General features: G+C 64.8%; 20 protein-coding genes. 8 read left to right on the top strand and 12 right to left on the bottom strand.

Annotation, left to right across the window (positions count from 1 at the left end; genetic code table 11):
* Positions 1-27 precede the first annotated feature (27 nt).
* The 3 genes from tssM to ACSHSS_RS18000 are packed head-to-tail and all read left to right on the top strand — an operon-like array spanning position 28 to position 5,898.
* On the top strand, positions 28-3,957 hold the full coding sequence (gene tssM, locus ACSHSS_RS17990; RefSeq protein WP_261513236.1) for a type VI secretion system membrane subunit TssM: 3,930 nt from the start codon (positions 28-30) through the stop codon (positions 3,955-3,957).
* Positions 3,954-4,943: a type VI secretion system-associated protein TagF gene (tagF, locus tag ACSHSS_RS17995; RefSeq protein WP_006400525.1), complete on the top strand. Its 990-nt coding sequence runs from the start codon at positions 3,954-3,956 to the stop codon at positions 4,941-4,943. Before tssM ends, tagF begins: the two co-directional genes overlap by 4 nt.
* Positions 4,944-4,947: 4 nt before the next feature.
* Entirely contained in the window at positions 4,948-5,898 is a 951-nt protein-coding gene (locus tag ACSHSS_RS18000; protein WP_261513235.1) for an OmpA family protein, read from the top strand.
* Positions 5,899-5,996: 98 nt separating this feature from the next.
* Here the strand turns inward: ACSHSS_RS18000 and tssA are convergent, their stop codons facing one another.
* From tssA to ACSHSS_RS18045, 9 genes are all read right to left on the bottom strand, one after another.
* Positions 5,997-7,118: a type VI secretion system protein TssA gene (tssA, locus tag ACSHSS_RS18005; protein ID WP_059874995.1), complete on the bottom strand. Its 1,122-nt coding sequence runs from the start codon at positions 7,116-7,118 to the stop codon at positions 5,997-5,999.
* A gap of 38 nt (positions 7,119-7,156) precedes the next feature.
* A complete protein-coding gene (tssH, locus tag ACSHSS_RS18010; RefSeq protein ID WP_445545314.1) occupies positions 7,157-9,826 on the bottom strand; it encodes a type VI secretion system ATPase TssH in 2,670 nt (889 codons plus the stop codon).
* A gap of 44 nt (positions 9,827-9,870) precedes the next feature.
* Positions 9,871-10,971 (bottom strand): type VI secretion system baseplate subunit TssG, encoded by a 1,101-nt coding sequence (gene tssG / locus ACSHSS_RS18015; RefSeq protein ID WP_006400543.1) that lies wholly within the window; start codon positions 10,969-10,971, stop codon positions 9,871-9,873.
* Positions 10,935-12,770 carry a type VI secretion system baseplate subunit TssF gene (gene tssF, locus ACSHSS_RS18020; RefSeq protein ID WP_253577765.1) on the bottom strand — a complete coding sequence of 612 codons (1,836 nt, stop codon included), beginning with the start codon at positions 12,768-12,770 and terminating at the stop codon, positions 10,935-10,937. The genes tssG and tssF overlap by 37 nt, the downstream gene beginning before the upstream one ends.
* Positions 12,771-12,848: 78 nt before the next feature.
* Positions 12,849-13,334, bottom strand: a complete 486-nt coding sequence (tssE, locus tag ACSHSS_RS18025; RefSeq protein WP_006400545.1) for a type VI secretion system baseplate subunit TssE — start codon at positions 13,332-13,334, stop codon at positions 12,849-12,851.
* A gap of 62 nt (positions 13,335-13,396) precedes the next feature.
* Positions 13,397-13,900 carry an Hcp family type VI secretion system effector gene (locus ACSHSS_RS18030; RefSeq protein ID WP_006400546.1) on the bottom strand — a complete coding sequence of 168 codons (504 nt, stop codon included), beginning with the start codon at positions 13,898-13,900 and terminating at the stop codon, positions 13,397-13,399.
* A gap of 71 nt (positions 13,901-13,971) precedes the next feature.
* The gene (tssC, locus tag ACSHSS_RS18035) at positions 13,972-15,462 is read right to left on the bottom strand and encodes a type VI secretion system contractile sheath large subunit (RefSeq protein ID WP_261513233.1); all 1,491 of its coding nucleotides are present in this window, start codon (positions 15,460-15,462) and stop codon (positions 13,972-13,974) included.
* Between the two features lie 15 nt (positions 15,463-15,477).
* A complete protein-coding gene (tssB, locus tag ACSHSS_RS18040; RefSeq protein WP_006406960.1) occupies positions 15,478-15,993 on the bottom strand; it encodes a type VI secretion system contractile sheath small subunit in 516 nt (171 codons plus the stop codon).
* A gap of 35 nt (positions 15,994-16,028) precedes the next feature.
* On the bottom strand, positions 16,029-16,661 hold the full coding sequence (locus ACSHSS_RS18045) for a tetratricopeptide repeat protein (protein WP_006400549.1): 633 nt from the start codon (positions 16,659-16,661) through the stop codon (positions 16,029-16,031).
* A gap of 387 nt (positions 16,662-17,048) precedes the next feature.
* Between ACSHSS_RS18045 and tssJ the strand changes: the two genes are divergently transcribed.
* The 3 genes from tssJ to icmH all read left to right on the top strand — a co-directional run bounded on the left by tssJ (position 17,049) and on the right by icmH (position 19,876).
* The gene (gene tssJ / locus ACSHSS_RS18050) at positions 17,049-17,648 is read left to right on the top strand and encodes a type VI secretion system lipoprotein TssJ (protein ID WP_006400550.1); all 600 of its coding nucleotides are present in this window, start codon (positions 17,049-17,051) and stop codon (positions 17,646-17,648) included.
* A 102-nt stretch (positions 17,649-17,750) separates the two neighbouring features.
* Complete coding sequence (gene tssK / locus ACSHSS_RS18055; protein ID WP_261513232.1) at positions 17,751-19,097, top strand: type VI secretion system baseplate subunit TssK; 1,347 nt, start codon at positions 17,751-17,753, stop codon at positions 19,095-19,097.
* The gene (icmH, locus tag ACSHSS_RS18060; RefSeq protein WP_006400552.1) at positions 19,094-19,876 is read left to right on the top strand and encodes a type IVB secretion system protein IcmH/DotU; all 783 of its coding nucleotides are present in this window, start codon (positions 19,094-19,096) and stop codon (positions 19,874-19,876) included. The genes tssK and icmH overlap by 4 nt, the downstream gene beginning before the upstream one ends.
* A gap of 86 nt (positions 19,877-19,962) precedes the next feature.
* On the opposite strand, the gene ACSHSS_RS18065 is transcribed toward icmH, so the two are convergent.
* A complete protein-coding gene (locus tag ACSHSS_RS18065; protein WP_105854707.1) occupies positions 19,963-20,280 on the bottom strand; it encodes a DUF7716 domain-containing protein in 318 nt (105 codons plus the stop codon).
* Positions 20,281-20,580: 300 nt separating this feature from the next.
* Here ACSHSS_RS18065 and ACSHSS_RS18070 point away from each other — a divergent pair, with 300 nt between their 5' ends.
* Positions 20,581-21,381 (top strand): transporter substrate-binding domain-containing protein, encoded by an 801-nt coding sequence (locus ACSHSS_RS18070; RefSeq protein WP_006400561.1) that lies wholly within the window; start codon positions 20,581-20,583, stop codon positions 21,379-21,381.
* Positions 21,382-21,494: 113 nt separating this feature from the next.
* Here ACSHSS_RS18070 and ACSHSS_RS18075 read toward each other — a convergent pair whose 3' ends face one another.
* Together ACSHSS_RS18075 and ACSHSS_RS18080 are read right to left on the bottom strand one after the other, a co-directional pair.
* Positions 21,495-21,698, bottom strand: coding sequence for a hypothetical protein (locus ACSHSS_RS18075; protein WP_261513231.1), 204 nt, complete (start codon positions 21,696-21,698; stop codon positions 21,495-21,497).
* Positions 21,699-22,599: 901 nt separating this feature from the next.
* The gene (locus ACSHSS_RS18080) at positions 22,600-23,376 is read right to left on the bottom strand and encodes a hypothetical protein (RefSeq protein ID WP_261513230.1); all 777 of its coding nucleotides are present in this window, start codon (positions 23,374-23,376) and stop codon (positions 22,600-22,602) included.
* Positions 23,377-23,505: 129 nt separating this feature from the next.
* Here ACSHSS_RS18080 and ACSHSS_RS18085 point away from each other — a divergent pair.
* Positions 23,506-23,749, top strand: a 244-nt coding sequence (locus ACSHSS_RS18085) for a hypothetical protein (RefSeq protein ID WP_445545315.1), incomplete at its 3' end; no start/stop codon positions are given.

Raw genomic sequence — 23,749 nt, forward strand, 5'->3', positions numbered from 1 at the left:
CGAATCGCACCGGAACCTGAACGTCCTATGCAACGCATCCTCAACGTGCTGACTCACCCGCGTACGCTCTCGATCGTCGGGATCGTCGCGCTCGCGGCGATCCTCTTCATCGTCGCCGACATGCTGCAGCTGCCGCTGCTGTGGGCCGCGATCGCGCTCGCGGCGATCCTCGCGCTGTGGCTCGCGGTCGCGCTTTGGCGGCGCTGGCGCGTGAAGCGCGCGAACCGGCAGCTCGGCGAGGTGCTCGAAGAACAGGCCGAAACCGGCAAGATCGCAGCGCCCGCCGCGGCGGCCGTCGCGCCCGATGCGAAGACGGCCGACCTCGATGCGCTGCGCACGCGCCTGTCCGATGCGGTGAAGACGATCAAGACCTCGAAGATCGGCCAGGTATCGGGCGGCTCCGCGCTGTACGAACTGCCGTGGTACATCGTGATCGGCAACCCCGCGGCCGGCAAGAGCAGCGCGGTGATCAACTCGGGCCTGCAGTTCCCGTTCGCCGACAAGAACAGCGCCGTGATCCACGGCATCGGCGGCACGCGCAACTGCGACTGGTTCTTCACGACCGAAGGGATCCTGCTCGACACCGCGGGCCGCTACTCGGTTCACGAGGAAGACCGCAGCGAATGGCTCGGCTTCCTCGGCCTGCTGAAACGCTACCGGCCGAAGGCGCCGATCAACGGCATCATCGTGACCGCGAGCATTGCCGAACTCACCGGCAACCGCCCCGAATTCGCGATCAATCTCGCGAAGAACCTCCGTCAGCGCGTTCAGGAGCTGACCGAAAAACTCGAGGTGTTCGCGCCCGTCTACGTGATGTTCACGAAGGCGGACCTCATTACCGGCTTCACCGAATTCTTCAGCAGCAGCGACAAGCACGAGTACGACCGCGTGTGGGGCGCGACGCTGCCGTACGAACCGGACGAGAAGCGCGACGTCGTCGCGCTGTTCGACGAGCGCTTCGAGGAACTCTACGAAGGGCTGAAGGAAATCAGCATCGCGCAGCTGTCGCTGTCGCGCGGCCATCAGCTGTCGCCGGGCCAACTGAGCTTCCCGCTCGAGTTCTCGACGATCAAGCCGGCGCTGCGCGCGTTCCTCGCGACGCTGTTCGAGAACAACCCGTTCCAGTACAAGCCGATCTTCCGCGGCTTCTACTTCACGAGCGCGCTGCAGGAAGGCGAAACCAGCAGCGCGGCCGCGCAGCGCATCGCACACCGCTTCGGCCTCGACGCGACCGCGCTGCCGAAGCCGCACAGCGCGTTCTCGAAGAACGGCTTCTTCCTGCGCGACCTGTTCTCGAAGGTCATCTTCGCCGACCGCCAGACCGTGCGCCAGTTCGCGAGCCCGACCAAGACGCGGCTGCGCTACGCGACCTTCTTCGGCTTCGTCGCGGCGCTCGCGCTCGCGCTCGGCGGCTGGACGTGGTCGACGATCGGCAACCAGCAGCTCGTCGCGAACGTGCAGGCCGATCTCGACAACGTCACGCGCCTGCAGCAGGGCCGCAACGATCTGCAGTCGCGGTTGCAGGCGATGGACATCCTCGAGGACCGCATCGAGCAGCTCGAACAGTTCCGCCGCGACAAGCCGTTGTCGGTGTCGCTCGGCCTGTATCAGGGCGATCGTCTCGAACAGCACCTGCTGACCGAGTACTACAACGGCGTGCGCCAGATCCTGCTGAACCCGGTTTCGCAGAACCTCGCGTCGTTCCTGAAGGACGTGAATGCACACCCCGACCAGCTCGTGCCGATGACGCGGCCGCCCGAATCGGGCGCCGTGCAGGCGAGCGCGCTGCCGGTATCGACGAATCCGGCGGGCGCCGCGCAACCGTCGTCGTCCGTCGCGGGTGCGCTGGCCGCGCCGCAACCGCCGGCCGCGCCGCAAGGCGGCCTGTACAGCGACGCGTCGCCGACCAACGTGCAGGACGCGTACAACGCGCTGAAGACCTACCTGATGCTGTCCGACAAGCGTCACGTCGAACAGGCGCACCTGACCGACCAGCTCGCGCGCTTCTGGCGCGGCTGGCTCGAGACGAATCGCGGCAACATGCCGCGCGACGAGATGATCAAGAGCGCCGAGCGCATGATCTCGTTCTATCTCGCGCGCGTGAACGACGACGACTGGCCGATGATCGACGCGAACCTCGCGCTCGTCGACCAGACGCGCGAGAACCTGCGTCGCGTGGTGCGCGGCATGCCGGCCCGCCAGCGCGTGTACGAGGAAATCAAGGCACGCGCGTCGACGCGTTTCGCGCCGATGACCGTCGCGCGCATCGTCGGCGACGGCAACCAGGCGCTGATTGCCGGCAGCTATGCGATTCCGGGCACGTTCACGCGCGACGCGTGGTTCGACTACGTGCAGCCCGCGATCCGCGACGCCGCGACCAAGGAGCTGCAGGCGAAGGACTGGGTGCTCAATACGTCGACGCAGGACGACTTGACGCTCGAAGGCAGCCCCGAGCAGATCCAGAAGACGCTGGTCGGGATGTACAAGACCGAGTACGCGCAGCACTGGCAGAAGTTCATGCAGGGCATCGCGGTGCAAGGCTTCAGCAGCTTCGGCCAGGCCGTCGACGGCATGAACCGCCTCGGCGACCCGCAGGACTCGCCGATCCGCAAGATCCTCGAGACCGCGTACGAGCAGACCTCGTGGGACAACCCGTCGCTGGCGAACGTCGCGATCAAGAAGGCGCAGACCGGCGTGGTGAACTGGGTCAAGCAGTTGTTCACGCGCTCGCAGGCAGGCCAGGTTGCGGCCGCCAACATCGACATCAACGGCAATCCGGTCGAGGTGCCGATGGGGCCGATCGGCCAGGCGTTCATCGGCCTCGCGCGAATCGTCGCGACGCACGACGGCACGTCGATGCTGAAGGGCTACATGGACACGCTGTCGAAGGTGCGCACGCGCTTCAACGTGATCAAGAACCAGGGCGATCCGGGGCCCGGCGCGCGCCAGCTGATGCAGCAGACGCTCGACGGCAACGGCTCGGAGCTCGCCGATTCGCTGAAGTTCGTCGACGAGCAGATGCTGACCGGCCTCACCGATTCGCAACGCAAGGCGCTGCGCCCGCTGCTCGTGCGTCCGCTGATGCAGGCGTTCTCGGTCGTGATCCAGCCGGCCAGCGTCGAGGTCAACAAGGTGTGGAACGCGCAGGTCTATCAGCCGTTCCAGAGCTCGCTCGCGACCAAGTATCCGTTCGCGGCGAACGCGAAGGTCGAGGCCGGCGCCGGCGAAATCGCGCAGGTGTTCGGTCCGGACGGCTCGATCGCGAAGTTCGTCGGCACGACGCTCGGGCCGCTCGCCGTACGCCGCGGCGATACGCTTGCCGCGCGTACGTGGGGCGACATGGGCCTCGCGCTCGCGCCGGACTTCACGAACGGCTTCGCGCGCTGGGTCGCACCGCTCGCGGGCGGCGCGGCCGGCGGTGCCGCCGCGTCGGCGGAACCGCAGACCGTGTTCCAGATCCTGCCGCAGCCGAGCACCGGCACGACCGAATACACGGTCGCGATCGACGGCCAGCAGCTGCGCTACCGCAACACGCCGCCGCAGTGGACCAACTTCGTGTGGCCGAACCCGCAGGGCTCGCCGGGCGCGACGCTGTCGGCGACGACGTTCGACGGGCGCACCGTGCAGCTCGTCAACGAGCCGGGCCGCTACGGTCTCGAGAAACTGATCAACTCCGCGCAGCGCAAGCGGCGGCCGGACGGCACGTTCGACCTCACGTGGACGCAGGGCAGCGTGAGCGTGTCGGTGACGATGCGCATCATCAGCACGTCGCAGCCGACGAGCGGCGGCGGCGACCAGCCGCAGCAGCAGAGCCTGCGCGGGCTGCAACTGCCGTCGTCGGTCGTCGATGCGAGCGCGGGCGCCGCACAGAACGCGGCCCAGGCCGGCGCCGGCGCGCCGGCCGCCGCGCCGACCGTCGCGGCCGCTACCGGTTCGAATGCACAGGGGGCGCAATGACGCAAACCGTTCAGGCGCAAGTCGCCTATTTCGGCAAGATTCCTTCGCGCGGCGACTTCGTGAAGAGCGCGCACAATCCGCAGTTGCTGCAGACGCTCGATCGCTGGATCGCGCAGGCGCTCGAACTGCTCGCGGAAGATCCGCGCTGGAAGATCGTCTACGAAGATGCGAAGCCGATGCATTTCGCGTTCCTCGGCTCGCGCAGCAAGCTCGCGATCGCGGGCCATATGGTCGCGAGCCACGACGTGTCGATGCGCCGCTTCCCGTTCCTCGGCGCGACCGCGCTCGAAGTCGACCGGCCGCTCGCGTTCCTCGCGCGCAGCCCGCTCGCGTTCGCGCGGCTGTGGTCGCGCGTCGCCGCGCAGATCGCGCCGCTGCTTGCGAGCGAGGAGCCGCCCGGCGCGCTGCAGGCGCTCGGCGACACGCAGGTGCCGATCGACATCGGCGGGCCCGGCACGTCGCATGACGGCACGTTCAACGACTTCGTCGAACATCAGTCGCTGTACGGGCTGCAGCAGATGCTGCTCGAAAGCGGCCATCCCGTGCGGCTGCGCGGCGCGATGCTCGCGCTCGGCTCGCTGCTGCGGCCCGTGATGCAGAGCGGCTCGTCGCATATCGAACGCGGCCTCACGCTGCCGCTACCCGTCGATCCGTTCTACCGCAGCCTCGTCGCCGCGTTCTGGCTCGAACTGATCGCGCCGTTCGTCGCGCAGGCCGACTTCGAGCTCGCGATCTTCATCGGCACGATCGCCGAGCGCGAACGACTGATCATCGGCTTCAACGGCGCGTCGGCGAAGACGCTGCTGAGCGTCGTCGACCCGCAGACCTATGCCGCCCACAACATCGATATCGACGATCCCGAGTGGATCGACGCCCATGCGCAAAACGATCCGCAGGTCAGCAAACTCGTCAGCTATCTCGATCAACCGCAACTCTCGCTGCGCGTCGCGATTGACGCGTTCCGCGAAGCGTTCATCGGAGGCTGATGCGATGCAACGGACGAATCACGCACTGCGCGCGCGCCGCTGCGCTGTCGTCGCCGCGCTGGCCGCGGCCGGCTTCGTCGCCAGCGGTGCGGCATACGCGCAGAACGCCGGCGGCGCGACCGTCACGCCGGTCGGCAACGGCATCGTCGCGGCGAGTGCGCTGCCCGCGAATACCGGCACCGGTTCGGCGAGCGCGGCCGCATCCGGCACGCTCGTGCGCGGCACGGCCGGCACGCTCGCGCCGCCGCCCGCGAATGCAACGCCCGGCCAGGTGGTCGTCGGCGGCAAGGTGCCCGACGAGGCGACCAAGGCCGCCGTGCTGCAGAAGCTGCGCGATACGTACGGCGCCGCGAACGTCGTCGATCAGATCGAGGTCGGCGACGTCGCGACGCCGCCGAACTGGAGCGCGAACGTGCAGAAGCTGCTCGGTACGCAGCTCAAGCAGATCAGCAAGGGGCAGTTGAAGATCAACGGCACGCAGATCGAGATGAAGGGCGAGGTGCACAACGAGGCGCAGCGCCAGCAGATCGCGAGCGACATGGCCAATACGCTGAACCCGACCTATACGATCCGGAACGGGTTGCGTGTGTCGGCGTCCGAGCAGGGGCTGCTCGATCAGACGCTCGCGAACCGCACGATCGAGTTCGAGACCGGCAGCGCGACGCTGACGCCGCAGGGCAAGCAGATTCTCGATCAGATGGCGGCGGCGCTCGCGAAGCTGCAGAACCGGACCGTCGACATCATCGGGCATACCGACAACTCGGGGAACCGGACGTCGAACATCGCGCTGAGCCAGGCTCGGGCGGATGCGGTGAAGGGGTATCTGATCACGAAAGGGATCGCGCCGCAGCAGATGACGACGACAGGCGTCGGGCCGGATCAGCCGATCGCGCCGAATGATACGGCGGACGGGCGGGCGAGGAATCGGAGGATCGAGTTCAGGGTTGGGCAGTAGGTGCAGCGGCCGGCCATCTATGACGAGGCCGGCTGAAGCGCGAAACGGGCGGCGTGCAAACGCCGCCCGTTTGGTTTACGGCTAACGTTCGAGCGCATTTACCCCTGCTCGTCCGGCCTCACCCCCAGCAGCTCGCGAATATGCGATAGCGATCCGTCATCCTTGACGACGCTCTCGAGCCACTTGTGCAGCGGCATGTCGGCCCATTCCGCCGCCTTGTCGGCGAGATACGCGACCGGGCTATGCGGCTCCGTCTGCCTGAAATAACGCGCGACCGCACGCAACTGATCGACGGCCTGCGCACGGTTCTGGATGCCGGCGATCGTCTGCGTCACCGGCGGACGCGGAGCGGTTTGCGACTGCACGTGGGTCTCCTCGGTCTGAATCGGCGTGCCGAAACTCGGCTCGATGCGCTCGGGCTGCGCGGCAGGCGCCGCCTCCTTGTGCGGCGCGCTGCCGGTATAGCCCTGCTCGCGCGCAAAGCGCTCGGCAAGCCGATACACGGTCTCGAACGCGTCGCGCGTCTGCCGGAAACTCGGCGCGGCATCGCCCGCGCGCGCGACCAGCGTGTCCTCGAATGCGTCGAGCGCGAACTCGAACGCCTTCAGGTTCGCGAGCAACGTCGCGTAGAACGCGATCGGCGTCACGCGCCGCGATGCATCGATCTGCTCGACCGACGGCTTGCCGCGCGCGATGTCGTCCGCATGCTCGGGATCGCGCTTGATCGCCTGCGCCACGTGCTGCGCGACCTCCCAGTCGAGCGTCGTGAACGCGTTCGCCGCGCCGTCCGTCATCGGTATGCCGCGCAGCAGCTCGGCCGTGCGGCCGGCCAGCCACGCCACGTTGCCGAGCCGGTATTCGACGTCCTCGCCTTCCGGCAGCGGATGAACGGTGTCCCAATACTCGCGGCACAGTCCTTCGAGCAGCGCATAGCCTTCGGTGAGACCGGTGATGCCGTCCTCGAGCGCGAGCGCCTCGGTCAGCCACACTGCGACGCGCAGATCCTTGGTGCGCGTGCGCAGCAGGTCGGTCGCGCGCTCGACGACGAGGCCCCAGTCGGCCTCCTTGATCTCGGTCACCCACTCGCCTTGATCGAGCGTCGGATCGTCGTAGCGCCGCGCCTCCTGGATCGCGTCGAATTCGTTCGAGAACAGCAGGTCGTCGCCGGTGGGCGACGCGTCGCTGATCGGCGTCAGCAGCTCGGGCAGATTGATCGGCATGGTTCAGTAAATCCGTTGATGCATCGAAAGGGTCGCGCTCATTCGACCGTGTATGCGAACTCGCCGGCGTCGTCCGCGCGCACCGCGATGCGCGCAATCGACGCGCCGTCGGCGATCCGGCCCAGCACGTGGCCCGCGATCTCCGGCAGCAGCGTGCCGTTCAGGATGTGGTCGACGTTGCGTGCGCCCGAGTCGACTTCGGTGCAGCGCGCGAGGACCGCTTCGACGAGCGATTCGTCCCATTCGAACGCGGCCTTGTGGTTCGCCTCGATGCGGCTGCGAATCCGTTCGAGCTTCAGCTCGATGATCTCGGCGAGCACGTCGTCGGAGATCGGGTAGTACGGCACCACCTTCATCCGGCCGAGGAACGCGGGCTTGAACGCCTTGTACAGCTGCGGGCGCAGCGCTTCCGCGAGCGCATCGGGATCGGGCAGTTCCTCGGCCGGCTTGTTCAGGCACGCCTGCATCACCGCAGCCGAACCGACGTTCGACGTCAGGATGATCAGCGTGTTGCGGAAGTCGATCTCGCGCCCTTCGGCGTCGTCCATCATGCCCTTGTCGAACACCTGGAAGAACATCTCGAGCACGTCCGGATGCGCTTTCTCGACCTCGTCGAGCAACACGACCGAATACGGATTGCGCCGCACGGCCTCGGTCAGCACACCGCCTTCGCCGTAACCGACGTAGCCCGGCGGCGAACCCTTCAGCCCGGACACGCTGTGCGCCTCCTGATACTCGCTCATGTTGATCGTGATCATCTTGCGCTCGCCGCCGTAGAGGATGTCCGCGAGCGCGAGCGCCGTCTCGGTCTTGCCGACGCCCGACGGCCCGACGAACATGAACACGCCGCGCGGCTTGTTCGGATCCTCGAGGTTCGCCGACGCGGTGCGCACGCGCTGCGCGATCGCTTCGAGCGCATGGTCCTGGCCGATCACGCGCGCGGCGAGCAGCGGCTTCAGATTGAGCACGGTGCCGATCTCGTCCTTCACCATCCGGCCGAGCGGAATGCCGGTCCACGCAGCGACGATCTCGGCCACCACGTGACCGTCGACCTGCAGCGGCACCATCGGCTCGCCGCCCTGCAGCGCATGCAGCGCCGCGACGCGTTCGGCGAGCTTCTCGCGCGTGGCCTGCACGTCGACCGGCTGGCCGTCGTCGGCCGGCGCGCGGGCGCGGTCGAGCGTCTCGCGCAGCGCGGTGATCTCGGCGACGATCGCGCGTTCCGCCTCGTAGCGCGCTTCGTCCTTCGCGAGTTGTTCGAGCGCCGCGTCGCGCGCGCCGCGCAACTCGCCGAGCCGTTCGTCGTGCGCTGCGCCGCCTGCCGCATCGCGCTCGAGCGACGCGATTTCCGCGTCGATGCGCTCGATGCGCTTTTTCGTGTCGTCGATCGCGGCCGGCGTCGCGCTGTGCGCGAGCGCGACCTTCGCGCACGCGGTGTCGAGCACGCTGATCGCCTTGTCCGGCAGTTGCCGCCCGCTGATATAGCGATGCGAGAGCCGGACGGCCTCGGTGATTGCGTCGTCGAGAATCCGCACGTTGAAGTGCTTCTCCATCAGACCGGCCATGCCGCGCAGCATCGCGGCCGCCAGCGGCTCGCTCGGTTCCTCGACCTTCACCACCTGGAAGCGTCGCGCGAGCGCGGCATCCTTCTCGAAGTACTTCTTGTATTCGCTCCACGTCGTCGCCGCGATCGTGCGCAGCTCGCCGCGCGCGAGCGCGGGCTTCAGCAGGTTCGCCGCGTCGTTCTGGCCGGCCTGTCCGCCGGCACCGATGATCGTGTGTGCCTCGTCGATGAACAGGATGATCGGATGCGGGCTCTTCTTGACCTCGTCGATCACGCTTTTCAGACGGTTCTCGAACTCGCCCTTCACGCTCGCGCCGGCCTGCAGCAGCCCCATGTCGAGCACGTGCAGCGCGACGCCGCGCAGCGGCGGCGGCACGTCGTCGGCTGCGATGCGCAGCGCGAGCCCTTCGACCACGGCCGTTTTGCCGACGCCGGCCTCGCCCGTCATGATCGGATTGTTCTGGCGGCGCCGCATCAGGATGTCGATCGCCTGACGGATCTCGGCTTCGCGGCCGATCACCGGGTCGATCTTGCCGTCGCGTGCACGCTGCGTGAGGTTCGTCGTGTACGTGTCGAGCGCGGGCGTCTTCGATGCGCCCGCTGCCGGCGCGCCGCCCTCGGCCGGCGCAGCGGCGTCGCCGTGTGCCGCGTCCGCACGATGCGGCTCGGCTTCGCTGGACCCGGCCGTGATCTCGTCGAACTTGTGCTTCAGATCGGTCACGTTCACTTCGGAGAAGCGCGCCGACATCCGCTGCGCGAACTGTGCGAGGTCCGGCGCCGTAAGCAGCGCGAGCAGCAGGTGGCCCGAGCGGATGCGGCCGAGCTGCGAATCGAGCGACGCGATCAGCCAGGCCTGCTCGAACAGCGCGATCAGATGCACCGAGAATACCGGCGTGCGCGTGTTGCCGGTCTTCAGACGCGTGAGCTCGCGCTCGAGATCGGCGCGCAACGCATGCGCGTCGATGCGGCTTGCGCGCAGCGCGAGCGACAGGTCGCCCGCCGGCTCCTCGAGCAGCGCGAGAAACAGATGCTCCAGATCGACCTCGTAATGGCCGCGCGCAAGACACGCGCTCGCCGCGCGCTCGGCCGCATGCCGGCACAGCGGATTCAGTTTCGTGATGAGGGTCTTCAGAGGCGTGCTCATGGCGTCGATCTCAGGTTCGTTTGCGTGTTTGTTGTCGTTCGGTATCAGTGAATCACGTGCAGCTCGTAGCGCGCGTCGGACCGGTCTTCGTCGGCGTCGCGCGTGCAGAGGAACGCGTCCCAGCCGAGCCGCGAGCCGGCGCCGAGCACGCTCGCGCCGACTTCGGTCCGTTTCAGCACGAGCTTCACTTCGTATTCGAGCGTGACGCCGGCGAGCAGCGTCAGCATCCGCTCAAGCGCAACGGCCTGCGCGCCGCCCGGCAGGAACGCCTCGTAGTCGCGCTTGGACAGCGGGCCGATCACGATCCGGGCGCGCATGTCGCGCTGCCACACGCGTTCGCCGACCAGCGCCGTCGCGCCGAGCACCGCGTTGACCTGGCCGAGCACGCTCAGCTGATCGGGCGGCACGTCGTACCACTTGCCGACGAACTGATCGATCTTCACCGGCACGCGGAAATAGTCGGACAGCGTGCGCTGCAGATAGGCGGCCGACATCGGCCGGTGCCGCGCGGCGAGCGCATAGCCGGCGACAGCTTCGTCGAGCACGCCGCCCGCGCCTGCCGCGAGACTGTCGCGCACGTCGTCGCTCGGCACGCCCGCGATCGCGAGCAGCAGCGGCAGATAGCGCTCGTCGCGATCGAGCTCGTAGTGGAACGGCAGCCGGTATTTCTTCCACGCCGCGTAGAACAGCGCGGTCGCGCGGTTCGAGAACACGTCGAAGAATGCGCGCGCCGCATGGTCGCGCTTCAGATGCTCGCGCGCCGCGATCTGTTCGGTGTAGTGCAGCGGCAGCGCGCCCTGCGCGCCGAGCAGCCCGAAGAACGCCGGCGTCAGTTCGACGCGCCCGAGCTCGCCGCCCGCGACCGCCGCTTCGCGCTGCTCGGCCGAGTCGAGCGGCAGGCCGTCGTCGTCGAACGAGCGGGCGCCTTCGATCTCGCTCGGCGGAAAGCCGAGCGACAGCGTATTGCGGAACGCGATCCGGTGCGCGACGACGTCGCCTTGCCGCCACGCGCCGGGCGCATCGGCGGCCTGCCGCGCGAACAGCCCTTCGAGCACGCGTACCGCCTGAAAAAATTCGAAGCGGTGCGGTTCGTCGAGCAGCGTATCGACTACGCCAGAATCGATTCGCCGGTGCGGGGCTTGCATCGGATGATCTCCTCGCCGGTGCGCTTCGACACGACGACCAGTTGAACAAAGCTGTTGAGGTGCACGTACAGCCCGAAGAAGCTGTCGAGCACGCGCACGAACGACGCGAGGCTCGCGCCGACGAAATGCTCTTCGTCGATCGTCAGCCGCACTTCGATTCCGCGCACGAACGTCGCGAACGGCTTGCCGGGCAGCCACTGCACGGCGCCGCGCTGCTCGATCGCGACGAGCCCGTCGATCTGGCGCGTCGACACCGCCGTGCGCCGCAGGTCGTACAGCGTCAGCATCTCCTTGAGCGGCGCGAGCCCGTGCGCGACGAGCGACACGTGGTTCAGCGCGAGGTGCGACACGAGACGCCAGTGCGCGGCGCGACCGCGCTCGAAGCGTACCGTCTGCGTCGGACGGCGCAGCAGCGCGATCCCGGCCGTCTGCGCGCCGCCGTCCTGGAACAGATCGCCGCCTTCGAGGCCGAACGCGAGCATCGCCGGCAGGTCGCGATTCGTGCAGGTGAGATCGAGGCTCAGCGTGTCGGTCTGCGGTGAAGTGGGCTCGAAATCGATGTCGACGATCGAGATCTCGGTCTCGTAGCCGGGGCTCTTCTGCGCGACCGAATCGTTGCGGCGCGCGAACCAGTAATGACCGACCCGCGCCGCTTCGCCGTGATGCAGCGAATAGAACGGCCGGAACTCGATCACCGATTCCTCGTGCGCCTGCTGCCGCACGAGCTTCACCGAATCGATCGAATAGACTTCGTACGCGAACGCGCGGCGCGCTTCGGCGATCACCGGATACGACACCGCGCGATGCGTGATGCGGATCGGCTCGCCGTGCTGGCGGAACAGGTTGACGACCGGCGTGCAGAACAAGCGGAAGTGGCTGGCAGCGAGCAGCTCGAGCAGCCGCGCGACATGCGAATCGCTGCGCACGTCCTGCAGCACCAGATGCAGCGTCGCGCGCTGACAGCGGCCCGATGCGCGCGCGATCGCGGCGATGTCGAAATCGACGAAGTCGAACTTGTCGGGAAAGCCGAAGTATTCGGTCAGCAGACGATAGGCGGGATGCGATTTCGCCGGATAGTCGATCAGCGCATCGTCTTCGTCGAAGCCGGCCTGCGCGATCGGCAACTGGCGCAGCGCGGTCCAGCGGCCGTTGCGCTCCGGTTCGACGTACGCGCCGAGCACGTTGACGAACAGGCAGTCGGTCAGCGCGGCGACGAACGACTGCTCGCCGTGCAGATGCGCGCGCAGCGTCGGCAGCTTGAGCGCGCCGAGATCGAGCTGCGCGGCGAGCGATTCGAACGTGATCGAGATCACGCCCGTCGCGTTCGACGGCAGCACCGTCGCGCTCGGCGCGAGCGCGACCGGCGTATAGCGCGCCTCCGAAATGCGGATCGGCGCGAGCGTCACGTCGTAGGCGGTGCGGAACCGGCACTGCACGCCGCGGATCGGGCGGCTCTTGAGCTCGGTGCCGCGCCGGATCACGACCGGCTCCGTCTGCTGCCCGGGCGCCGCCGCCGCGAACTGCGCGATCGAGCACGACGGAAACGGCCGCAGATAGTGCGGATACAGCACTTCGAGCAGCGCTTCGGTGAATTCCGGGTAGTCGTCGTCGAGCTTCTTGTTGATTCGCGCGCCGAGCAGCGCGAACGACTCGATCATCCGCTCGACGTGCGGATCCTCGCAATGCTCGCCGGACAGCGCGAGGCGCGCCGCGATCTTCGGATAGCGTTCGGCGAAATCCCGCGAATAGCGCCGCAAAAACGATAATTCGCGCTCGTAGTACGGCAGCAATTCTTCCATCGACGACCCCGAACCTCTTCCATTCCTTGCCGGACCCTGTTCCGCCGCCGTGCGGTCCGGCCCGCGCGGCGGCTTGAATTACAGCATGCGTGCAGTGCGCGCGCGCGTGACCGAATACTGGAGCGTCGAAGGCTGCAGCATCGCATCGAAGCTGACCGGCTCTTCGGCCGGATGCACGACGAGCAGCGCCTGGATCGCGAAGTAGAGCGCGTTGGTCGACTGCTCGTTCAGCTCGAACGTCACCTGCACCTGCTGCAGCCGCGGCTCATGGCGTGCGATCGCCTGCTGGATCGACTTGCAGATGAATGCGCGATCGTAGTGGCTGGCGAGGCTCAGCCCCGCGAAATCGTTGAGCCCGTAAGTCAGCACCGACTTCTGGCATTCCGGCAGCGTGGCCAGCTCGGTTTCGGTGTGTGCGATACGGGTATTGAGAATCGCCTCGACGTCGCGGGCGACCGTGTTCTTCAGCTCGTCCAGCGACAATTGCCGCATCGCGGCCGAGGCCGGCAGATGCGGTTCGTCGTCGAACAGCTTGTCGAGAAAACTGGGTTCGAAGCGTTTCATCGGCCGGCATCTGCTGCGAAAACGGCAACGGAGCGCCGCGCGCCCCGTTGCCGCAACCGACCTTAGACCGCGTAGGTCTTGTCGTTCTTCGTCAGGCTCCAGGCGCCCTGCGTGTTGCCGCCCTGGTTGCCGCCGATCTTCTGCTGCGTCTGCTTCCACTGCACGGCCGCATACTTCAGCGAGAACGTCTCGACCGGCAGGCCCTCCTCGCGCACGCTCGGCGCGATGCTCGAGATGATCACGTACTTGAGCTTGATTTCCAGATACTGGACACGCTTGCCTTCGCCGTCCGCACGCGAGAAATGAATCGTCACTTCGTCGAACGTCGTGCCGCCCGACGCGTGCTGATACAGCAGCGGGCTCGACGAATCGATTTCCTTCGTGAAGATCATGTCGCCGTGCTCGCAACGCGTGGCGGTGTGGCCGCCTGCGGTCGACGCGGTCGCCGAACGCGGCTGGATAATCGAGTGATCCCACGATTTCAGTTCGATCCAGCCCTGGTGGTCCTTGTCCGCGGATTCGCCTTTGATCGCCGGACTACCAAACTGCATGTGCATGTGTAACATGGCCCTTCGACTCCCCAAAGAGGTGGTTTTAACGTCCTACCCAGGCGGCCCGCCCGGGCGATTTTGCTCGCTTATGAATTTGCCGGTTTGGGCAGATCAGCGACAAGTCGCAGAGAAATCGAGAGTTCGTCGAGCTGAAAGTGCGGGCGCAGGAATGCGACCGAACGATACGAGCCCGGCTTGCCCGGAATCTCCGATACTTGTATGGATGCCTCGCGCAGCGGAAATTGCGCCTTCTGCTCCTGCGTCGCGTTGTCGTCGAGCAGCACGTATTGCGAAATCCACCGGTTGAGGAAGGTCTCCACGTTCTGCGCCGACGCGAAGCTGCCGATCTTGTCCCGCATCATCGCCTTCAGGTAATGCGCAACGCGCGATACCGAGAAGATGTACTGAAGCTGGGCAGAGAGCACGGCATTCGCGTTCGCGCTGTCGGTGCTGTATTTTTTCGGTTTCTGCACCGATTGCGCAGCGAAGAACGCGGCGTAATCAGAATTCTTGCAATGGACGAGCGGGATGAAGCCGAGATCGCTCAGCTCCTTCTCGCGGCGATCGGTGATCGCGATCTCGGTCGGGCACTTCAGCGCGACTTCGCCGTCGTCGGTCTTGAACGTGTGCGTCGGCAGATCCTCGACGAGCCCGCCGCCCTCGACGCCGCGAATCGCCGCGCACCAGCCGAAGTCGTCGAATGCGGCCGTCAGCCGCGCGGCGAATGCCCACGCGGCGTTGCACCACAGATACTTGTCGTGGTCGGTGCCGTCGACGTCTTCGACGAAGTTGAAGGTTTCCGCGGTCTGGCCGTCCTTCGGATTGAACGGCAGGCGGCCGAGGAAGCGCGGCAGCGTGAGGCCGACGTAGCGCGAATCCTCGGAATCGCGGAACGACTTCCACTTCGCGTATTCGACGGTGTCGAACACCTTGCCGAGATCGCGCGGCTTGCCGAGATCGGCGAACGATTCGAGGCCGAGCAGCTCCGGCGACGCCGACGCGATGAACGGCGCGTGCGCGGCCGCCGCGACGTGCGACATCTGCTCGATGAAGTACATGTCCTCGGGCTGGCGCGAGATCTCGTAGTCGCCGATCAGCGCGCCGAACGGCGAGCCGCCGAACGTGCCGAACTCTTCTTCGTAAACCTTCTTGAACAGCGCGCTCTGGTCGAACTCGCTGGCGCCCTTGAAGTCGCGCACGAGTTCGCGCTTTGGTGCGTGCAGCGCCTTGATCTTGATCGTCTGGCCCGTGTTGCTTTCCTTGACCAGATAGTCGAGCCCGCGCCAAGTGCTTTCGAGGCGCTGGAATTCCGGCGCGTGCATCACCGCGGACAGTTGCGCGGAGATCAGCCGATCGAGCTCCGCGACGCGCGCGTCGATCGTCGCCGACAGGTTGTCCGACACGACCACCGTGCCGTCGAGCACCTGGTGCACGAGTTCGCCGATCAGGTCCTTGGCGCGCGCATGCTCGGAATCGGATTTCGCGACCTTGCTCTTCTCGACGATTTCGTCGAGCAGCGAAGTCCCGGCGGCGTATTCCGCGCCGCTCGCTTGGGCCGGAGCCGTTTGCTGGTTCATCTCAACACTCCGTCGTCATTCGCCGTCTTTGTCGCCGCCCGTGCCCTTCGCGAGCGCCTGCAGCTGCTGCGTGTTCTTCAGCACCTCGGACAGCAGATCTTCGAGCTTGTCGTTGCCGGCGAGCTTGTTGCGCAGGTCGGCGAGCTTCGAGCGCGCCTCGAGCAGGCGGCGCAGCGGCTCGACCTGCTCGACGACTTCGTCCGGATTGAAATCCGACAGCGAACGGAATTTCAGGTCGACCGCGAACTTGCCGCCCTCGGGGCTCAGCCGGTTTTCCACCTGGAACGCCGCGCGCGGCTCGATCGCCTTCATCACGTCGTCGAAATTGTCGCGATCGATGTTGACGAATTTGCGATCGCGCAGCTTCGGCTGCTCGACTTCGGACTGGCCGGCCAGATCCGCGACGACCCCGACGACGAACGGCAGCTCCTTCACCTCGATCGCATCGCCCTTCTCGACCTCGTAGGTCAGCTGGACGCGCGGCGGCCGTATTTTCTGCAAGCTTTTCTGAATGCTCTCTTTCTTGGCCATCGACGGCTCCCAGGTTGGTTGTGGTTATGCGCCGATCAACGCAGCGCGCTGAACGGATCGCCGCCCTTTTGCGGCGCACTGCTGCTCGACGTCTGCGCGGGCTGCGTCGCGGCGCCGCTGTCGGCGGTCGCCGTTGCGGCCGCGGCCTTCGCACGGTGAATCGGGCGCCGAACCTTGCGCGCCTGGACCTTCTGCTCGGGCGGGAACAGCGCGTTCTCGCCGAGCGTTTCGCGCAGCTGCTTCGCGAGCGCCTGCGCATCGGACTTCGCGTCACCGGCCAGCGACGCATCCTGACGCAGTTCGCCGAGCGACTGCGTGGCGATCCGCAGCCCCGCGACCGCGAGCACGCTCTTGGCCTGACGATCGGTCGAGTCGCGCTGCAGCGCTTCCTGAGCGGCGACGATCGCCTGGCCGTAATGGTTCTGGGCAAACTGGATTTGCGCAATGCGCGACCACGGCTCTTCGCGTGTCGGGTCCGACTTGGCAAGCGCCTGATAGAGGCCGAGCGCGCGATCCTGATCGCCCGATTTGGCCACTTCGTCCGCTTCTGCCAGCGATTTGTTGAATACTTCGGCGGTCGGCGGCGTGGTCGGCTGACTTGCACAGCCCGCAATCACGCCGCAAGCGAGCACTACCCCAGACAGCTTTGCGAAGAGACGATCTTTCATCGTTATATCCACCGGCGCGTGAGTTTTAAATCGTTGAGAATCCGTTCTTTTGCTTTGCAAGAAGCGCGCGGGTATAGTACCGATCAATTTTTCATAATTCAATCGTCGCGTGCAGGCTAATTCCTTTTAAAACCGGGCGCTGCCCCGATGAAACACGGGGGCCGGCGGGTTCGAGACACCGTTCGAATCCGCCGGAAAGCCGCGGTTTTACTGTCTTTCGGCGGCTCGCCGGGGCATCGGAAAAAATTGCCGAACCGCTCTGTCGGAACGCACGCTGGCTTAATAGTTGAACGAGGGACCGGCCGCGCATGATGCAGATACGCGAAATGCCCGGCAGTTTTGACAGGGAGCAAAAGGCGGCACGCCGGAAATACGATGAGATCGCCCATGATTCGCTACGGATTGCCGTTGATCGCCTGCGCGCTGCTGGCCGGATGCGCCGCCGCGCCGCTGCTCGGATCGGCCGCGAGCGCCGTTATGTCGGCCACCGGCATCGGCAAGCCCGAGGTGCCGGACTCGCAAAAACCGCCGCGCAACATCGGCCTCACGCTCGCCGCCGCGCCGAATCTGAATGCGGCGACCGATAACAAGCCGCTCGCGCTCGTCGTGCGGCTTTACGCGCTGAAAGACCCGACTTCGTTCCAGCAGGCGCCGTTCGACGCATTTACCGATCCGAACAAGGAAAAAGCCGCACTCGGCGCCGATTTGCTCAACGTCCGCGAAATCACGCTGATTCCGGGACAGCGCTATACGGCGACCGAGAAAGTGTCGCGCGAAGCGCAGGCATTCGGCATCGTCGCGCTGTTCCGCGATCCTGCACTGCAGCGATGGAAGCTGACATTCGACCCGGCGAAGTCGGAGAAATCCGGCATAATCATCGGCCTGCATAATTGCGCAATGACGGTGACCGGGGGCACGGTGATCGCACCGCAACAGGGCGCGCCTTCGCAACCGCTGAATATGCTGTCGTCGGTCAGTTGCGGTTAAACGTGACGCGCGAATGTCAATTAACAAGAGTTAACAAATCGCGATTTAATTCGGGCACGAACAGATCGATTACATCGCAACGCGACATTAACCGGATTCGACATGAGTTATTCGGCCAAGGTGCTGTGGGGAGAAGGGCTGTTCCTCCGGCCTCAACATTTTCAGCGGCAGGACGCGTACCACGAGGCGCGCCTGTTCGAATCGATCCAGGCGATCCAGCCGTACAACTGGGGGCTGCGCACGTTGCGGATCGACCATGACGCGCTCGGCAGCAACGTGCTGCGCGTCGCCGAACTCGCGCTCGTGTTCCCCGACGGCACGCTGTACGCGGCGCCGCAGGGCGACGATCTGCCGCCGCCGATCGCGCTCGACACGCTGCCCGACGGCATCAACGAATTCGTCTTCTATCTGGCGCTGCACCCGCTGCGCGAGAACGGCACCAACTACAGCGACAATCCGGCCGCCGGCTTCACGACGCGCTTCGTCAGCCAGCAGACCAGCGTCGCCGACAACTTCACCGATGCAGCCGAAGCCGACATCACGTTCCTGAAGACGCAGGTCAAGCTGATCGCGCACAGCGAGCCGCGCGACCAGCTGCTGTCGGTGCCGCTCGTGCGCGTGCGGCGCACCGCGACGTCCGGCTTCGAGGTCGACGACAGCTTCGTGCCGCCGTGCCTCGCCATCGAAGCGTCGCCGATTTTGCATCAGCGGCTGCGCCAGCTCGTCGACGCGCTGCAAGCGAAGGTCAATGCGCTGTACGGTTTTCATCGCGAGCCGTCGAAGAACATCATCGAATTCCGCTCGGGCGACATCGCGTCGTTCTGGCTGCTGCACACGGCGAACGCCGCGTTCGCGACGCTCGCGCACCTGCATCAGCATGCGGCGCTGCATCCCGAACGGTTGTTCCAGGAGCTGCTGCGGCTCGCGGGACAGCTGATGACGTTCTCGAAAGGCTATTCGCTCGCCGATCTGCCCGTCTATCGCCACGACGATCCGGGCCCCGGCTTCGCGCGTCTGGACGTGATGCTGCGCGAACTGCTCGACACCGTGATCTCGACGCGCTACTTCGCGATCACGCTCGACGAGGTGCGGCCGTCGTTCCATCTCGGCCGGCTCGACTCCGGAAAGATCGACGACAAGACCGAGTTCTATCTCGCCGTATCCGCCGACATGCCGAGCGTCGAGCTCGTCGATGCGGTGCCTGCACGCTTCAAGGTCGGCGCACCGGACGACGTCGACAAGCTCGTGCTGTCCGCAATGCCGGGCGTACGGCTCTCGTACACGCCGCAGGTGCCGCCCGCGATTCCGGTGCGGCCGGGCGCGTGCTACTTCGCGCTCGATTCGCGCGGCGCGCTGTACGAGCGCATGCTGCAGGCCCAGTCCGCGATGATCTACGCGCCGACTGGCATCAATGACCTGAAATTCGAACTGATCGCGGTCACATCATGAGCTACGCGCCTTCCCTGTTCGGCGACAACGCGCCGACACCCGTGCATACCCCGTCGTCGACGGACGCCGCGTTTCAGGCCCGTTCGCTGCTCGATCTGCTGTACGACGGCTTTTTCATGCTGTTTCTGTTGAAGAACGGGCGCGAGCCCGAGAGCGCGAGCGAGTTCAGCACGCGGATTCAGGAGTTTCTGTCGGATTTCGAGCGCGGCGCGAAGAAGCTCAATATCGCGGCCGAAGATGTGTACGGCGCGAAGTTCGCGTACTGCGCGGCCGTCGACGAGATGGTGCTGTCGTCGCAGTTCAAGATTCGCGCGGACTGGGAGCGCCGGCCGCTGCAGCTCGTGCTGTTCGGCGAGCAGCTGGCGGGCGAGAAGTTCTTCCAGTATCTCGAGGAGTGCCGTGCGCAAGGCGCGGCGCGGCTGCAGTCGCTCGAGGTGTTTCATATGTGCCTGCTGCTCGGGTTCCAGGGCAAGTATCTGCTCGAAGGGCCGGAGAAGCTGGCTTATCTGACCGCGCGGCTGGGCGACGAGATCGCGCATATGAAAGGCAAGCGTGCACCGTTCGCGCCGCATTGGCCGCTGCCGGATCGGATCGCGCATCGGTTGAAGCGCGAAGTACCGGTGTGGGCGATCGGCGCGGTGTTCGCGCTCGTCGCGCTGCTCGGGTATCTCGGGCTCAATGCGTATCTCAAGGGCAAGACGCTGCAGGCGTTGGCGCCTTATTCGCAGGTGATCAAGGTCGGGCCGGAGTCGGCGAATTTGACGATTTCGTTGCCTTGAGGCGTTCGCTTCGTTCCAACGTCGATGCTTGATGAAAAGGACCGCGCCGCGGTCCTTTTTCACTGTGACGCGCGACGCGTGCGTCGTCAGAGCAGGATGAACTCGTCGTTCTCGAGGTAGAACACGAACGCGTCGAACAACTGCGCGATGCTCGGTTCGTCGACCTGGTCGTGCGCGTTGATCACGATCTCCTCGATCGTCGTGCTGTTCAGCGTCGCGCGCCAGTCCGGGTGCGGCGCGATGGCAGGCGGCGTGCTGTCTTCGGTGAGGTTCGCGTCTTCAATGAATGCGCCCTCCGTATCGAGCGTCCACGGCATCGACGGCAGGCACAGCCAGCCGGAGAAATCGCCTGGGCGCTCGAGAATGTGTTTCAGCGACGCGGTCGTCGCGGTGATGGTCGACATGAGTGTTGCGGTAGTAACTGGACGGAGCCGGTGCGCAAGCGCGATTGCGACAGTGCACGATGTGCCCGTGCGGCGGCGCTTGTGTCGGCGAGGCGTGATTATGCCAATTCCGTATTCGCCGGGACTGCACAATTGCCTCCAGCGGCCGGCTATCCGTTGAAATCGATTGCAATCAGGGCCAATTCGACTTTCGGCGCGGCCCAGTTGCGAGTAGTGTCGACGTGCCGTATTCCGGCCGCGGCCGGCCGCGACCGCTGCCCGGGCTCGCCCAACCACACACTGAACCACTGGAGATCCGCGATGAAACGTACGAAGTTCCTGCTGTCCGGCCTGCTGCTCGCGTCGGCCCTCGGCTTTACGGCTGTCGCCGCCCACGCCGAAGACCTGCTCGACTCCGTGAAGAAGGCCGGCGTGCTGCGCGTCGGCCTCGAAGGCACGTATCCGCCGTTCAACTCGCGCGGCACGTCGGGGCAGCTCGAGGGCTTCGACGTCGACGTCGCCAATGCCGTGGCCGGCAAGCTCGGCGTGAAGACGCAGTTCATCCCGACCGAATGGAGTGGCATCATCGCGGGCCTGCAGGCCGGCAAGTTCGACGTGATCGTGAACCAGGTGACGATCACGCCGCAGCGCAAGGAAGCGCTCGACTTCAGCGAGCCGTACACGTATTCAGCTGCACAGCTGATCCAGCGCAAGGACGACAAGCGCGACTTCAAGTCTCTCGAGGATTTCAAGGGCAAGAAGCTCGGCGTGACGCTGGGCACGAACTACGATCAGATGGCGCGCAGCGTGCCGGGCATCGAGGTGCAGACCTATCCGGGCGCGCCGGAGAAGCTGCGCGATCTGGCCGCGGGCCGGATCGAGGCGACGCTCGACGATCGGCTGATGCTGCCGTATATGATCAAGACGTCGAATCTGCCGTTGCGTGCCGGTGCGGTGCTGAACGGCGGCAAGCAGGAAATGGCGATCCCGTTCCGCAAGGGCAATCCGAAGTTCGAGAAGGCGATCAACGATGCGCTGGAATCGCTGCGTAAGGATGGCACGCTGAAGAAGATCTCGATGCACTGGTTCGGCAGCGATGTGACGGTGCCGGTTGCGCAGTAAGCGCTTCGCCGCGGTTTCGTTGCGTCACGCCGTTCGCTGGTGCGGCGGCGTGACGCGTTTCTGCGGTTCTGTACCGGGCTCTTCTGTTCCGGTCTCCTCCGTTTCGTCTCCCGTCAAGCCGCCTCGTCGAAGCGCGCGAGCAGCATCTGGCCGATCGGTGTCAATGCGGGGCGCGCCGCTACCGCGCTCATGCGCGCTTGCGTATCGTCAACCAGACGCTTTTCGACGAGAACGGTGAAAGCCGGGTTGCATCGATCGACGCTGTCCGGCGCGCGGGCGACGCGAAGCAGCATCGAAAATTCATGCGGACTCAACATGACGGTTGTCTCCTGATCGTTCGCGATTCATTCAGGATGAATCGGCGTCGATCGTGTCTTTGAATGAACGGTGCAAAACACGAAACGGTGCGCGTGCCGGGGAGCGAGATCCCGGACGCCCTTTGGCGGCGCCGGCACGTTGTCGCTCAAAGGTTGCGCACGTCCTGACGCGCGAACGTATCGCCGCGGATTCAGGTACGCATGTACGGATGTTGCGGGAGCCTTTCTGTCTGGCCAAAAAGCCCGGGAAGACAACCCACTGGCACCCGAATTGCGGGCGAGGCCGCGCCAGGAAGGAGCAACCTTATGGGCGCATCGTGACGCGACCGTGACATGAAAACGGGGGAGCAACGAGGCGGTTTGCGCGCGGCCGGTTTTGCCATCGATCCGATTGCGGCCGACGATATGCATCAGGTTTACGCCGGATAGTGCCCGAACACGACGGGGATCGCGGCAACAAAGCGATTACCTTAAGCGCGGGATAACGGGAAAACGGCAGGGTGGGTTTTATCGGATTTGCCGTTGTGGCACGCGTCCGCCCGGCCGACAGCTTGACCTCCGCGCGACGGCGATTCGTGCGCGCCCGTCATCTTGGACGAGCGTCTGCGAGCACGGTCTCATCGTTTGGAAACGTGAGCGGCCTATCGGAAACGCGAAGGGGTTACGCAAACATCACGTAACCCCTTGACTTTACTGGTGCGGCTGCAGGACTCGAACCCGCCACCTGATGATTACAAATGCCTGCCGACAGGCTACATTGCGCAACTTTGTCTTATAAAACAATCGCCTGAAAACGAACGAGCAACTATGGGTGCTCGATAGGTAACCATGGCGTCGACACTCCGTTGACATGCTTATCAGTCGCGTGCTTCCAAGGCCAACGCCATCGACGATATCTGCTTTATACGCGCCAGCGCTCCATAGCCCTTCGCTCCTCATCCCGACGGCGCTGTTCCTCCGCCTCCAGTTTCTCATGCAACCGAGGATTGATGATCCATTTGCCAGGCCAATCATTTTCGATGAAGCGATAGAGCCACGAAAACAAGAGTACTCCGATTACGAGCATGGCGATAAAGTCCCCCAAATGGCCATACACTGAATTTAACCCATGAATGATTTCGATTGACAGCGAGTTCGGATTCGGCAACGCAGCATCTACCGCCAACAAAACAAGAAGGGCAAAAGATAGCGATGCAGCACGCCACGCCATCGCATCTCCTTCACGCCTCTTATTTTCATATTCCTTATATTGCTCTAGGTACTCGTCATTCCCCTCCGCCCTTGCCGCACGAAGCAAATCATATGGCCTTACCATATCAGTCGGACGTCGATAGCGAGATGTGTCGCGCACACTAAAATGTTCATGCAAAAATGAAGATATTTTTATAGCTGGAAGGCCAACTATTTGATCAGCAAAATATCTAAGAATCCCCACAACACATGACATATAAAGCGCAAACGCCATAACGAAAACTAGAGCCTGACCTATCGGCATATTTTCCTTTGCATACTCCCACGAAAAAATCATCAAGCCCTTTTGATGCGCGACACTCAGCGAGAAATTCAATGCAAAAACAAAATTCGCCAAAAGAAGGAACGTTTGAAACTCTGTAGCCCGCTCCAGTGTTCCCAAAGCACCAACAGCCTTAATGACCCGATCATCACTATTATCGCTCACCGCAGTCTCCGTTTTAGCATTGAGCCTCCATACCAGCCGCCTCAATCGACGCCGTCTTCACCCGATAAAAATCCAGACAGTCCAAAGTCGTCGATTGACCGTCGTTCCGCTCACTGCGCAGACCGTCTCGTGCCATCGCTGGACCTATTTTCGCGGACAGGATACTCCCTCAAAGAGAGTCATGCCATATTCTTCCTACAAAAGGCGGGAAGGGTATGCGCGATAGGTTTTTCGTTCATCCTAGAAGGGGACACAACGTCGCACAGCGACAAGGTTGTGGCCTGCCCGGTGGCCCAGTCTCCACCGAAAGCTGTATCCATATTGCGGATTTCGGCGATGGTGATCAATCGTTTCGGCGAACGTGATCAGTCTG

It is taken from the genome of Burkholderia sp. BC1 (assembly GCF_052683555.1).